We start from the raw sequence: 12,637 nt of genomic DNA on the forward strand, positions 1-12,637 counted from the left end.
CTACAATAATTAGTGTAAAGAATTTTATGTAAAAGGTAACATGCAAAGCAAATTCATACTAGATTCACACTGTGATAGTAAGGTAGTGTCAGAAGATAGAAAGGGTGCGCGCACGATGGCAACGATACTTTTCCTAGAAGATGAAGATATGATTCGTGAAGTTCTCTCTGAGTACATGATGGTCGCAGGTCACGAAGTTATTCCGTGTGAACGCGGCGACGAGGCGATAAAGATAGTTGAAGAGGGTAAGGAGTTTGATCTAGCAGTTCTCGATATCAGAGTGCCTGGAGTGACAGGTCTTGAAGTACTTCAAATTATAAAAAATAAGCGTAGCGAAGATACCGGTACGATTATGCTTACGGCTTACGACGATATCAATACACAGCTCGAGGCTTTTAACTACCTCGCAGATGATTACATTACAAAACCAGCTTCTCCAATAATTCTCATCAAGAGAATTGAAGCGGTTCTTAGAAGAACTGGTAAGAGAGCAGATTCAGAGATGGATAATGGATTTGTAGTCGATGAAGATGAACTTCGGGCATACTATAACAAGAAGAATCTCAAACTGACCGTCAGCGAATTTGTGCTCATGAAGACTTTGAGGGACAGTACTGGAAGAGTGTTTAGCAGGGATCAGCTTATCAATATGATATTCGATGAGGAGTACGTGGCAAACGATAGGATAATCGATGCACACATCAAGAATCTTAGAAAGAAGCTACCGCATGACTACATAGAAACAGTCATAGGAGTTGGCTATAGATGGAGAAAAGAAGATGAAATTAAGAAGTAAGACATTTTTATACAGCGTCATTATCTCGCTGATTATAGGAATCGTGGTCTTTTCTTACATGGTTTTTCTGATGCCTTCCATGTACATGAATTACAAGGAGAATCAGAATCTAGAGAATGCAAATTCAGCAATGAAGTACTTCAAGAAGCATGAATCATTGAAAAAATTTAAGACTGGCGATGCCAACATGCTAGGTGTCATCGTTCCTGGATCAGGTTACACCATTAAGATAACGGGATCCAGCTTCAATGGATCAATTGAAGCGGTTAGTCCCACATCTAAAGATATCATAGAGCAGTTTAGGTCACTCGATATGAGCACTAAAACCAGCAAGAATGAGGCATTTAAGAATCTAAAGCATGCAATTAAGGCATTTGCAGAAGAGAATTCGGCTGAGATGAGTAGCAGTTTTAAGATAAATCTTAAAGGTGATAGCAGTCTATCCCAGTTCAAGGTAAAGAATAAAAAATTCCATTACTATAACGGAGGTGTTCTAATCTGTGAGTTTTCCGTTGAAAATCGTTACTCAGGAACTAGCTACACATACTTTGTCGGAATAGCAAAGCATGGAGATGACATACTTATCTTGAGTAGTAACACGATGACTCCGTCAGCGAGTGAAATCCTGCCAGTTCTATATGGCTCGACTCCGATGCTAATACTGCTGATGATCGTCCTAGCTTTTGGAGTATCTGCGATATATTCGCGTAAGATAGTGTCTCCAATTAAGAAGCTATCTATGGATGCAGAGAGACGCATGAGCTCATCAGATGTAAACCTAGAACCACTTGAAGTTGTAGGCAATGATGAGATATCTGATTTGACTGCTGCGCTCAATCTACTCTATAATAAGCAGGCATATGCAGTTCAAAGTCTCGAAGAAGAGAACAAACGCAAAGAAGTGTATATGCGTGCGACATCGCATCAGCTAAAAACTCCTATAGCGGCATCGATGCTCCTCGTGGACGGAATGATTGGTAAGGTCGGAAAGTTCGGGGATAGAGACATGTATTTACCAGAGGTAAAAGCGCAGCTTCGCGAGATGATGAGCATAATTGAGGAAACATCGAACCTCAACAATGCTACCGAAAGCCTTGAAATTGAGAAAATCGATATCTTGGTCTTGTGCAAGGAAACGCTAGAAAAGAACCGCATCGGGGCTGAATCTAAGGGGATAACTCTTAATGCTCCAGAGATTGAAGAGACATTATATTGGCATAGCGACGCGATGATGCTCAAGAAAATTCTGGAAAATCTAATTGCAAACGGCGTAGACCACACGAGTGAAAACGGAAGTGTTACGGTCGATGCTACGGAATCGAGCATTATAGTCTTCAGTCGTCCAGGTCACATAGATGAGAAAGTAATTGATGACATCTTTGAACCGTTTGTCACTGGGGCTCAAGGAGATGAAGCAGGCCAGAAGAAAGGGCACGGATTAGGGCTCTATATAGCAAAATATTTTGCCGGAAAACTAGGTCTTGAACTGCGTGGTGAGAACCTGCAGGATGGCGTTCAGTTTGTGTTGGAGAAAAGAGGTAGAGATGATTAGGCTCGACAATGTAAAGGTGAGTTTTAAGGACAAGGTAGCCGTAGATCTCGGACGAGTTATTGAGATTGCGGACGGCGAGAGAGTTGGAATCATAGGCAGTAATGGCGCTGGCAAGACGACGCTCCTCAAGAGCATTATAGGACTAGTTCCTCATAAGGGAAACATAACGCTAGGAGCTCCGTCAAATGAGATTTCAGTTCACATGCAGTACAATTCATATGTAGACACAGTTGCGATTAGGAACATCATCGAGATGGTGATGGGCTGCAAAATTAAGGATAACCAGAAACTCATGGAAATGATTAAGTTTTTTGAATTCGAAGGGTGCCTCGATAAGAGGTGGAAGCAGTTATCTGGGGGACAGAAGCAGAGGCTCACACTCATACTCGTGATGTGTAAGGACAGCAAAATAGTCATGTTCGATGAAGTTACGTCTGGACTAGACTTCGAGACGCGTCAGAGGCTAATGGATAAACTCGTGACTTGGTACGAGGAGAAGCACACGACACTGCTCATAACGTCGCATTACTATACTGAGCTCGATAACCTGGCGACTAAGATACTGTATCTCAAGGACGGTAGAGCTGTGGACTACGGGTCAAAGGAAGAGCTTTTTAGAAAGTACTGCGGAAATGCCGTGGTGATATTTGAGAATACGGAAAAAGCTCGTGAGATATCTAAGGCGCACAAGCAGATAAAGGCTACTGAAGGATTTATTGCACTCTCATGTGACAATTCGGATGAAGAGGTTGAGATTGCTGAAAAGCTCATCAGAAACCACATTAATTACAGGCGAAGCAATAACGATATCGAAATGATGACTATTAATGCGGAGAGATAATATGAATAGATATACGATAAAATATGAATTTCTGAATACGCTGCATAATGTCTATGCCGTCTTCTTTGGATCAATTTTTCCAGTGTTGCTACTGCACTTGATCGTCAGGGGATCACTTGGTGATATACCTAAGAATATGAAGGATGAAGTGGTAACCACAATATTTATTGGTATGGCGATGCTTATTCCATTGGCGAGCATATTTCTGAATCACGCGGCAGTATATTCAAACGAGCTCGATAAGAAAATCCCTGAGCGCTTAATGCTATTCGGATTCTCGGAGAAGGATATATTGCTCAACAAAGTGGTAGCGAACTTGATTATATTGACACTATGTATACTAATTTATCTTGGTGGAACTGTCCCTTTTCTAAAAATACTTAAGCCGAGGTTTGCAGCTGCAGTGGTTTGGATTCTGGGAATATATATTCTCGCTATCCTTCTGATGGCACTCGCTCATGGTATTGCGACGCTGATAGGTAAGTTTGGTCCAACGTATGGAGTTGTGATGGCAATCTACTTTGCAATGATGATTTTGAGTGGATACATGGGTATTAGAATTTCAGATCTGCCAAAACCAGTTAGGTGGTTATCTGACTTGCTTCCAACTGCACAGCTTGGTAACGATTATATAGATTTCTGGCTAGGTAGGGATTATAATTTCGGACCGCTGATTCAGTCTATGATCTTCATGTCTGAGCTTAGTGTGGTGGTTGTGTTAGTGGCATTTAAGGTGAGAGGGAGAAAGAATTAGATTCTAATATAGACTAACGAATAAATACAATAATATATTAAATCAAGCTATTGATTCCATATAGAAACAAAACACTAGTAATGTAGAACATCTACTAGTGTTTTGCTTTATTAATCAATACTAAACGACTACCTTAAGAAAGCTCATATGGGAGATAGTAGGTAATCTGCAAATAGAGAATTAAGCCTATATGAGTGTAGTTGAGTTCAGAAAATAATACTATTTCAGTTTAATCAGTGCATCAATAATGTTTTTTTCAAGAGCTCGTTGTTGTGATGCTTTTAATTTACTAGATGTACGTACGACCATTGTACCTACAACCCTATGTGTACCAGGAGACAACGCTCCAGGAGAGTCCAAAGCCGAAAGATAAGCCTCTCGTGCCTTTGCTAGCTTTGCGGTCTTATAAACCTCGATGGCACCCCCTCCTTCATTACCGTTTTCAACGGGGCTGCTATACAACTTTGATTCAGCAGGAACCATAGAAGAAGAAAGGGCAATATATGCATAATACCCGTTAGGTTTATTCATCAAATTATTTGTATCAGTTTCTTCTGTTGCGGCTTCAACCTGGACAATTGATTCGATATTACTTACACGTTCAATAATAAACTTTTGTGAAGGCCGTGTAACTTGTTTTTGTTGTTTTATGTTATCTCTATATGCTTTTATAGCAGCTTTTAATTTGTCTGTTGATTTCTTATATGACTTGTCGTTGGTAGATTTTTCACTATCATTAATAACTTTTTTTAAATTGCTGCGTGTACTTTCGTCAAAAATCTTAGACTTAGAACTTAATAGTTTGTTAGCTGTTTTTATTTGTGTTTCCATAGCCTTCTGCTCATCAGACTTGCAACTTGATAAGGAGACTAGAAGCATAAGGCAAAGAGCCAAAATAAAATAAACTTTAAAACTTTTTCTCATGATGCGTTCTCCTTTTCTAGCATATCAATTGACATAATTGTATCTTTTTGAGTGCAATAATTCAATAAATAAAAAAAGGTTGCAAATTTACTAGGATGTGTTATTGTATTAGTTGCTTAATACAATAACACATCGATTTATTTATGCCTGTTTTTATGCAAGCATAAATATGAGGATACAACACATTTAGAAAGGAGATTAGCATGGAATGGAAATTTGTCGACGGTATCCCGATATACTCGCAGATTGTAGATGAACTCACCGTGCGGATTGCTAGACACGACTATTTGCCAGGTGGAAAGCTTCCATCTGTAAGAGATATTGCTGCAGAGGCATGTGTTAATCCTAATACAGTCCAAAGGGCGCTCGCAGAGCTAGAGCGAAATGGATTAGTGCGCACAGAGAGAACTAACGGAAGATTTGTGACGGAGGATGAGAGAACTTTGAAAGAGATTTATAAGCGTTTATCGAGCACTTATATAGACGAGCTCGTCGAAAAGCTGCGTAATATTGGAATGAGTGACAGAGAGATTCTAGAGGCGGTTACGAGCTGCGTGGGGAAGGAGAAATAATGAACATAATAGAGATAAAAGATCTGAGCAAAGCATACGGCTCAAAGCTAGCGCTATCAGGTGTTAATTTAGATATAGACAAGGGACAAATCGTCGGACTCATGGGACCAAATGGTTCTGGCAAGACGACACTAATTAAGATAATCATGGGGCTACTTAGACCTGATGCAGGTGAGATCCTGATAGATGGAGATAAACCTAGTGAAAAGACTAAGGCGAAGGTCTCTTACCTACCTGACAAGATGACATATCCTACATATATGACAGCAGGCAGACTAGTGCGTCTATATCAGGACTTCTTCGCTGACTTCGATAAACTCAAAGCACTATCCATGCTGAATGATCTAGGGATCGAGAAAGATCTTAAGCTAAAAGCGATGTCCAAGGGCACTAAGGAGAAGGTACAGCTGATACTCACAATGGCGCGAAATGCCGAGGTGTATCTACTCGATGAACCTATTGCGGGCGTTGATCCAGCGACTAGAGACTATATCCTTAGAACGATTATAACCAACTACAATCCTGAGGCTGTAGTGATTATTTCCACTCACCTAATCGCTGATGTCGAATCGGTGCTTAATGATGTAATCTTCATCAAGGACGGTGAAATCGTGGTTCACGAGACCGCCGAAAGCTTGCGCGAGAAGAAGGGACAGAGCATAGATAAACTGTTCAGGGAGGTATTCAAATGCTAGGTAAATTATTAAAATATGAGTTTAAAGCGCTAATGAACAATCTGGGAGTCCTGTATTTGGTTTGGCTGTCTCTCACACTGATAACTGCAATATTACCCAAAGCATCAAAATACACATCTGAGTTTGTAGAAAATCTTCTTTACACAGTTTGGGCAATCTCGTTTATCGCTGCAATTATAATGACACTAGTAGTGGTTATTGACCGCAGATTCTACAAGAATTTCTATGGAGTTGAAGGGTACTTTACACTTTCGCTACCGGTAAAGATAAGCACACATATCTGGAGCAAGGTGATTGCTAGCACCGTTTGGATGGTGCTTACAGCATTTGTTGGGATCTTTGTCATGATGATTGTAGGCGTAGCTACAAATGAAGTAGATGTGTATCATCAGATAAGAATATTTATGAATGAGCAACCGGCAGAGGCAAGAGCATTAATAATCTTCCTATTAGAGACACTGGTTCTAGCAGTGGTATATATCAGCAGATTTGTTCTTAAAACATTAACATGCATTAACTTAAGCGTACAGTTCAGCAGATTCCAATCGTTGCTGCAAGGAGTTTTCTTCATTACATTCACAATAGGAGAAGTGTATGCTGCGATTGTACTAATTGGACATCTATGTGGAAACTTTGTTTTAAACCTTACCGTGAATGGCAATCAGATTGAAATTGCACAATATGGAGTAGGGGGACTTATACTTATGCAGGTCATAGAGTGTGCAATATATTTCCTCGCATCTAACTACCTGATGAAGAACAAACTTAACCTTGAGTAGGTCCAGAATATGTTGATGATTCAACGAATTTTATAAACAAGTTATAAAGTAAGAGCTGAATTCAAAATAATTGGATTCGGCTTTTGTTTTGTACAGAAGTCTTTGAAATGAACGGATTGCAGTTATCTAAAAATCCTAGTATACTAACTCTACACGTTGTAGCACACTTGGTTAAGAAGGGGTTTGTGCGATTAATCGTGACAATATGACAAGGCAGATCATGTGATAGTGAAAAAAGTTTTGTAGCAGAAGGATGACGAGAATTGAATAAGGATGATTCGCTGATAAAAAAATATTTGCGATACATTATTCCTGCTATGGCTGGGCAGCTGATTTTCACGCTGTACACAGTAGTTGATGGGATATTTGTAGCTCGAGGTGTATCCGAGACGGCTCTAGCTGCCGTCTCAATTGCTACGCCATTCGTTACCTTACTGTTTGCAATTTCAATAACTTTCGCGGTGGGCACATCAACAATAGTTGCCCGTCTTCTCGGTGAAAACCGTACTATGGAGGCAAGACGTGTATTCACGGAGAGCTTAGTTTCACTTGTTTTGCTTTCGATAGCAATCAGTGCGCTAGTTTTTATTTTCCTAAATCCGCTATGCAGGATGCTTGGAGCCACGGAGTCGACACTTTCGTATGTAAGAAATTATCTTTTTACGATAGCACCGTTCATATTTTCATTCGTGATTTCCTACAATCTCGAGCTACTCCTTGCAACTGATGGATTCCCGGGACTTGCCACTATCTATGTGCTGCTCGGAGTGATTCTCAACGTCTTCCTCGACTGGTACACGATATTTAAGCTGGACTGGGGTATAGTTGGAGCTGGATTAGCAACATCTTTCTCTCAGACAGTCGTAATTATCATCTACCTGATTCACTTTGCAGGTAGGAAAGCGACTCTGCGTTTTACGCGCTTCAAGTTTAAGCGTGGGCTTATGCTCCGTCAATTTATGAGCGGTATACCTTCGGGTATCACGGAGATGTCGCCGGGAATAGTGACATTTATCTATAACAGATTTATAGTTGCTTTTATGCACGATAGGGAGCTGATTATCTACTCGATACTATCATATGTAATCCTGCTGGCGACGGTTCTTGCAAATGGGATCGCACAAGGCGCTCAGCCTCTCGTTAGCTACTATCACGGTAGACACGAGAGAGATACATTCCACACCATCTTTGGTTATGAGATTAGATCGGGGCTCATTCTGGCTATAACAGAAATAGCTGTAGTATTGGCATTTGGAAAGTATATAGCGATGCTATTTGTTGATGATGGAGATGCGCTTATTGCGGGGGTATCTCATGCGCTTAAGCTGGTAGCTTTTGCATTTCCGATGCTCAGTATGAATATTATCATTGCTGGATATCTGACCGCCCTTGAGAGGTCAAGAGTTGCCGTTGTGATATCTCTGATGAGATGTACGCTGACGCTCGCTCTATCGCTGGCTTTAATCGTCACTATGCTTGGTACATCGAATGTATGGCTCTCACTTGCCGTATCTGAGATGCTATGTATGGTAGCAGCAGTACTGTTGTACAGGAAGACTCGCAGAGTTGCTATAGCTGAAACTTTTAACGATATGTAGATTGTAAAGTGAGGAGACATGCTTTTTAATCGAGAGACAGACTATGCAGTAAGGGTTCTCAAGAATCTGTCGATAGAAAGGCCCACGAGTATAAGCTCATTCGTGACAGATGAATTCATATCAGAGGCAATCGCATATAAAGTGTCAAGGAAGCTTGATAAGGCTGGTATTATATACGGAGTAAGGGGGAGCAGCGGTGGATATGTGCTGAGCAGACCACTGACTGAGATCACTCTATATGATGTACACCAGGCCATAGAGCCACATTCACTTGTATGTGAGTGCTTGAAGCAAGATGTTAAGTGTCTTTTAAATACAGATCGGGATACATGCGCGCTTCGTAAGGAATTATTACGCATTCAAGAGAATATCAACACTGATCTGAAGAAACACTCACTAGGTGAGCTTTTTGAGAGAAAATAAAAAATAATCGAATCATGCTTTGATGCGATTATTTTTTACTTTTTGTCTCGAGGCATATTAGCTTTGGGCAAACTCCAGTGATAATGAGCTGCTAGCAGTCTGAGCAATACTATGAGTCCCGCTCCGGTTCCCATGGAAAGCACCGTGCCAACCTTGTCCCAGAGTACTATGCACGTCAGTGCACCGATAAGCGATGCGCTCGCATAGAAATGCTTTACGAATATGTACGGTCTATTACCTGCCATCATATCTCTCAAAACTCCACCGCCAACTCCTGTGAGCATTCCAACGAAGGTGAACAATATAACTCCGTGAATCGCAGACGCAGTATAAGCTGATTTAATACCAAGTACTGTAAATACTCCAAGTCCAACCGAATCCATGATGAGCATCAGCCATTCATATAGCATTGAGTCCGAAAATATCCACTCTCTAACCGGTGGCGTGAATACGATTACTGAAACCACCACTGATATGACGAGATAAGTCGGGTCCCTAAAAGTGAGAGGAGGAGTTTGTCCTATTATTAAATCCCTGATAATCCCACCACCTACACCAGTCGTAAGGCCGAGTATAGTGATTCCCATGAGATCCATGCCTTTTTCTAGGCAAAGAGTGGCTCCCGAGATGGCAAAGGCGATGGTGCCGATTATTTCAAGCGCGAAAACTATATTTTCAAGACTGTATAGTGATGACAAATTATTACTCCTACTTATCTATTATGTTAAAACACAGCTTATTTATTTGGAAAAGCATATTCCTTTACATGATTTGCCTGTACTTGCCGCATTTCCCTCGTCAGTATCTAAGTGAACAACTGTTCTAGTATTGCCGACGCGCACGATCACCTCTTCAAATGTTAATGCTCTGCCACATCCTGTATCAATTTTTAGAGATATTTCATCTCCAGTAGCTACCTGCAACTGCTCCGCATCTTCTTTTGATAAATGGATGTGCCTTTTTGCGACTATGCATCCATGATCTATTTCAGTGGTGTTCCCATTTTCGGTTGCGATTTTAATCTCAGGGGTATTTACTAAATCGCCGGAAAGTCTAAGAGGTGCCTCGATACCTAAATTTCTGGCATCGGTTGCTGCTAACTCGACCTGTGTTTCTGGGCGAGCAGGTCCTAGAATAGCTACATTTCGAAGAGTACCTTTAGGACCAACAAGTGTAAGTCTTTCTTCAGCAACATAACCTACGATAATTTGTTTCTTAGGTGTAAGCTCATAACCAATGCCAAAAAGTTTTTCTATATCGCTTTTACAGAGGTGTACATGTCTAGCACTAACTTCTATATCTACTTCTATCTGTTTCATATCAAATCTCCAATCAACCGTTTGAATTTGCATACCAATAGTCATTTATGATGTATAAGGATAACATTTATTGTGACAATCTGCAAAGGATGATATAATATTTGCTACATTTTTATTTGTAGTTAATGAAGTTTCATCCTTTTGGAGCAAAATTATTTCATTGTGTACCATATTATAGATTTATCTACAGGGGAATTATTTATGAAGAAAAGTTATGAAAAGGGGTTCTTTGCCGCACTTGGTTGTGCGGGGCTATGGGGTATTCTCCCAATTTACTGGAAGTCACTAATTCCAATACCATCATCTACTATTATCATATATAGAGTTCTAATGATTGCAGTAGTTTGCGTAATTGCTGCGCGTTTTAAATACTCGTGGAGCAGGATTTTCTCACCGCTAAGGGATTGGCGGACCTCGCTTAAATTTCTCGTAGCAGGGCTTATTGTAACGAGTAACTGGAGCATTGGCATCTGGGCGGTTAACTCTGGTCATATAATCCAGACGAGTATTGGGTATTACATAGAACCGCTTGTTGTATGTATATTTGGTGCAATCTTCTTTAAAGAGAAGCTTACGGTTTATAAGTCCATAGCTGTGATATTTGTAGCTATAAGCGTAATCGTAATTTTGATTCACTATGGACAGGTTCCAGGAATTGCACTCGTACTAGCGACTACATTTGCCATTTATTCGGCAATAAAAAAGACTGTAGATCAGCCTCCTGCTATATCGCTTCTTTATGAAACTATTTTTATTGCCCCGGTTATGCTATGCGTAATAGTATGGCTCGAATTACATGGAGCAGGAGCACTTGGTGTTGGGGAGTCATATCAATACTTTCTGCTACTCCTATGCGGACTAGCAACAGCCATACCTCTTGGGCTATTCGCCTATGCTGCGCAGAGGACATCTATGTTCGTACTCGGTTTAACAGAATACCTTAGCCCCACATTGGCGTTGATGCTGGGAATATTCTTGTATAAAGAGCCTGTTGATAAGGTGCTAATTATGGCATTTGGACTGATTTGGATAGGGCTAATATTCTTTTCATATGGTGAATTTAAAAGTAGCAAGGATGCTAAGAGTAGCGAGGATATTCAAAATGTCAAAGCGAGTTAGAAATTATTAAATAGCAATATATTAATAATTGTAATATTAAAAAATGTGTCGAGCACTGTGTGAAATTAGGGGGATCACACTCTATGCCAGGCACATTTTTTATTGAGATTATCTAAATGGTTACAGATTTTTTGAAAATGATTAGCTTCTTATATCTTCTGATCTCCTGTTTTAACCCAGCCAGCTCTCTTAACGGCTTTGTGAAATATAAGAGTTAATATTGCTGGTAGAACTACAGATATTAGGATGAGACCGAGCCAATCCACTGAAGTGATGCCTGTTTTTGTTCCTTTTGCGATATCAGCAATCCAGCCTGAGTACACACCTAGAGGTCCAACGAGACCACATGTGCCCATACCGCTTGCTATAGCAGGACCATTCATCTTGAGATGGAACACACAAGTTGCGATAGGGCCAGTGATAACGGATGCGAGAGTAGGAGCTATCCAAATCCTTGGATTTCTCACTATGTTGCCCATCTGAAGCATTGATGTTCCAATTCCCTGTGATACTAGCCCACCGACGCCATTGTCTTCATATGATGCAACTGCGAATCCAACCATCTGGGCACAGCAGCCGGCGAGAGCCGCACCACCAGCGAGCCCTGTTAGGCCGAGAGCTGCACATATTGCTGCAGAAGATATTGGTAACGTTAGAGCGATACCTACGACTACAGCGACGATAATCCCCATGAGTAGAGGCTGAAGTTCAGTTGCCCACATGATAATATCGCCCATTTTCATAGCCGCGCTTCCGAGTGCAGGTGCGATTAACCAAGATAAAGCAATTCCTATGCCGATTGTTACACTCGGTGTAACCAGTATGTCTACTTTTGTCTCCTTTGAAACAGCTTTTCCGCATTCAGCTGCTATTATCGCTACAAAGAGTACTGCTAGAGGACCGCCGGCGCCTCCAAGTGCATTTGAGGCAAAACCTACAGTTATAAGTGAGAACAGAACTAGCGGTGGAGCAGCGAGTGCATATCCAATAGCACATGCCATTGCTGGTCCGCCCATAGCCATAGCTAGACCACCTACAGTGTACTTGATGCCACCGATAGTAGCGACCGTCTGCGATAGGGCAGCGATATGAAGCTGTACACCGATGGTGTTGATAATTGTTCCGATTAACAGAGAACAGAATAGACCCTGCGCCATAGCACCTAGAGCATCAATTCCATATCTCTTTCCGGAGATTATTATATCCTTGCGTTTTAGAAATGAAGTAAAACTAGCCATTAAAAAGCCTCCTAATTATATATAGGT

Annotated in this window: 14 protein-coding genes; 10 read left to right on the plus strand and 4 right to left on the minus strand. The window is 40.9% G+C overall.

Annotated elements, in window-relative coordinates; translation table 11 throughout:
* The first annotated feature begins 115 nt into the window (after positions 1-115).
* Genes QU661_RS01375 through QU661_RS01390 form a run of 4 tightly spaced genes read left to right on the plus strand, consistent with a single transcriptional unit; the run spans position 116 to position 3,943 of the window.
* Complete coding sequence (locus QU661_RS01375; RefSeq protein ID WP_304989986.1) at positions 116-796, plus strand: response regulator transcription factor; 681 nt, start codon at positions 116-118, stop codon at positions 794-796.
* Positions 780-2,348 carry a sensor histidine kinase gene (locus QU661_RS01380; RefSeq protein ID WP_304989987.1) on the plus strand — a complete coding sequence of 523 codons (1,569 nt, stop codon included), beginning with the start codon at positions 780-782 and terminating at the stop codon, positions 2,346-2,348. Before QU661_RS01375 ends, QU661_RS01380 begins: the two co-directional genes overlap by 17 nt.
* Positions 2,341-3,189 (plus strand): ATP-binding cassette domain-containing protein, encoded by an 849-nt coding sequence (locus QU661_RS01385; protein WP_304989988.1) that lies wholly within the window; start codon positions 2,341-2,343, stop codon positions 3,187-3,189. Before QU661_RS01380 ends, QU661_RS01385 begins: the two co-directional genes overlap by 8 nt.
* 1 nt (position 3,190) lies before the next feature.
* Entirely contained in the window at positions 3,191-3,943 is a 753-nt protein-coding gene (locus QU661_RS01390; RefSeq protein ID WP_304989989.1) for an ABC transporter permease, read from the plus strand.
* Positions 3,944-4,162: 219 nt separating this feature from the next.
* On the opposite strand, the gene QU661_RS01395 is transcribed toward QU661_RS01390, so the two are convergent.
* On the minus strand, positions 4,163-4,867 hold the full coding sequence (locus QU661_RS01395; RefSeq protein WP_304989990.1) for a hypothetical protein: 705 nt from the start codon (positions 4,865-4,867) through the stop codon (positions 4,163-4,165).
* 203 nt (positions 4,868-5,070) lie between these two features.
* On the opposite strand from QU661_RS01395, the gene QU661_RS01400 reads away from it, so the two are divergent.
* The 5 genes from QU661_RS01400 (at position 5,071) to QU661_RS01420 (ending at position 8,934) form a co-directional block, all read left to right on the plus strand.
* Positions 5,071-5,439 carry a GntR family transcriptional regulator gene (locus QU661_RS01400; RefSeq protein ID WP_304989991.1) on the plus strand — a complete coding sequence of 123 codons (369 nt, stop codon included), beginning with the start codon at positions 5,071-5,073 and terminating at the stop codon, positions 5,437-5,439.
* Positions 5,439-6,134: an ABC transporter ATP-binding protein gene (locus tag QU661_RS01405; RefSeq protein ID WP_304989992.1), complete on the plus strand. Its 696-nt coding sequence runs from the start codon at positions 5,439-5,441 to the stop codon at positions 6,132-6,134. Before QU661_RS01400 ends, QU661_RS01405 begins: the two co-directional genes overlap by 1 nt.
* Positions 6,128-6,913 (plus strand): hypothetical protein, encoded by a 786-nt coding sequence (locus tag QU661_RS01410; protein ID WP_304989993.1) that lies wholly within the window; start codon positions 6,128-6,130, stop codon positions 6,911-6,913. Before QU661_RS01405 ends, QU661_RS01410 begins: the two co-directional genes overlap by 7 nt.
* Positions 6,914-7,176: 263 nt before the next feature.
* The gene (locus QU661_RS01415) at positions 7,177-8,511 is read left to right on the plus strand and encodes an MATE family efflux transporter (RefSeq protein WP_304989994.1); all 1,335 of its coding nucleotides are present in this window, start codon (positions 7,177-7,179) and stop codon (positions 8,509-8,511) included.
* 18 nt (positions 8,512-8,529) lie between these two features.
* Positions 8,530-8,934: an RrF2 family transcriptional regulator gene (locus tag QU661_RS01420; protein WP_304989995.1), complete on the plus strand. Its 405-nt coding sequence runs from the start codon at positions 8,530-8,532 to the stop codon at positions 8,932-8,934.
* Between the two features lie 35 nt (positions 8,935-8,969).
* On the opposite strand, the gene QU661_RS01425 is transcribed toward QU661_RS01420, so the two are convergent.
* Positions 8,970-9,632, minus strand: a complete 663-nt coding sequence (locus QU661_RS01425) for a trimeric intracellular cation channel family protein (protein ID WP_304989996.1) — start codon at positions 9,630-9,632, stop codon at positions 8,970-8,972.
* 42 nt (positions 9,633-9,674) lie between these two features.
* Entirely contained in the window at positions 9,675-10,253 is a 579-nt protein-coding gene (locus tag QU661_RS01430; RefSeq protein ID WP_304989997.1) for a PduL/EutD family phosphate acyltransferase, read from the minus strand.
* A 201-nt stretch (positions 10,254-10,454) separates the two neighbouring features.
* On the opposite strand from QU661_RS01430, the gene rarD reads away from it, so the two are divergent.
* Positions 10,455-11,372 (plus strand): EamA family transporter RarD, encoded by a 918-nt coding sequence (gene rarD, locus QU661_RS01435; RefSeq protein ID WP_304989998.1) that lies wholly within the window; start codon positions 10,455-10,457, stop codon positions 11,370-11,372.
* Positions 11,373-11,521: 149 nt separating this feature from the next.
* Here rarD and QU661_RS01440 read toward each other — a convergent pair whose 3' ends face one another.
* Positions 11,522-12,610, minus strand: coding sequence for a PTS sugar transporter subunit IIC (locus tag QU661_RS01440; RefSeq protein ID WP_304989999.1), 1,089 nt, complete (start codon positions 12,608-12,610; stop codon positions 11,522-11,524).
* Positions 12,611-12,637: the final 27 nt, after the last annotated feature.

Source organism: Mogibacterium neglectum, assembly GCF_030644205.1.
Classification (GTDB): Bacteria; Bacillota; Clostridia; order Peptostreptococcales; family Anaerovoracaceae; genus Mogibacterium; species Mogibacterium neglectum.

Excerpts from the sequence above, each read along its gene's own strand:
- QU661_RS01430 (WP_304989997.1), bottom strand. The coding sequence starts at position 10,253 with ATGAAACAGATAGAAGTAGATATAGAAGTTAGTGCTAGACATGTACAC.
- QU661_RS01410 (WP_304989993.1), top strand. The coding sequence starts at position 6,128 with ATGCTAGGTAAATTATTAAAATATGAGTTTAAAGCGCTAATGAACAAT.
- QU661_RS01385 (WP_304989988.1), top strand. The coding sequence starts at position 2,341 with ATGATTAGGCTCGACAATGTAAAGGTGAGTTTTAAGGACAAGGTAGCC.
- QU661_RS01380 (WP_304989987.1), top strand. The coding sequence starts at position 780 with ATGAAATTAAGAAGTAAGACATTTTTATACAGCGTCATTATCTCGCTG.
- QU661_RS01395 (WP_304989990.1), bottom strand. The coding sequence starts at position 4,867 with ATGAGAAAAAGTTTTAAAGTTTATTTTATTTTGGCTCTTTGCCTTATG.
- QU661_RS01400 (WP_304989991.1), top strand. The coding sequence starts at position 5,071 with ATGGAATGGAAATTTGTCGACGGTATCCCGATATACTCGCAGATTGTA.
- QU661_RS01375 (WP_304989986.1), top strand. The coding sequence starts at position 116 with ATGGCAACGATACTTTTCCTAGAAGATGAAGATATGATTCGTGAAGTT.
- QU661_RS01405 (WP_304989992.1), top strand. The coding sequence starts at position 5,439 with ATGAACATAATAGAGATAAAAGATCTGAGCAAAGCATACGGCTCAAAG.
- rarD (WP_304989998.1), top strand. The coding sequence starts at position 10,455 with ATGAAGAAAAGTTATGAAAAGGGGTTCTTTGCCGCACTTGGTTGTGCG.
- QU661_RS01390 (WP_304989989.1), top strand. The coding sequence starts at position 3,191 with ATGAATAGATATACGATAAAATATGAATTTCTGAATACGCTGCATAAT.
- QU661_RS01440 (WP_304989999.1), bottom strand. The coding sequence starts at position 12,610 with ATGGCTAGTTTTACTTCATTTCTAAAACGCAAGGATATAATAATCTCC.
- QU661_RS01420 (WP_304989995.1), top strand. The coding sequence starts at position 8,530 with ATGCTTTTTAATCGAGAGACAGACTATGCAGTAAGGGTTCTCAAGAAT.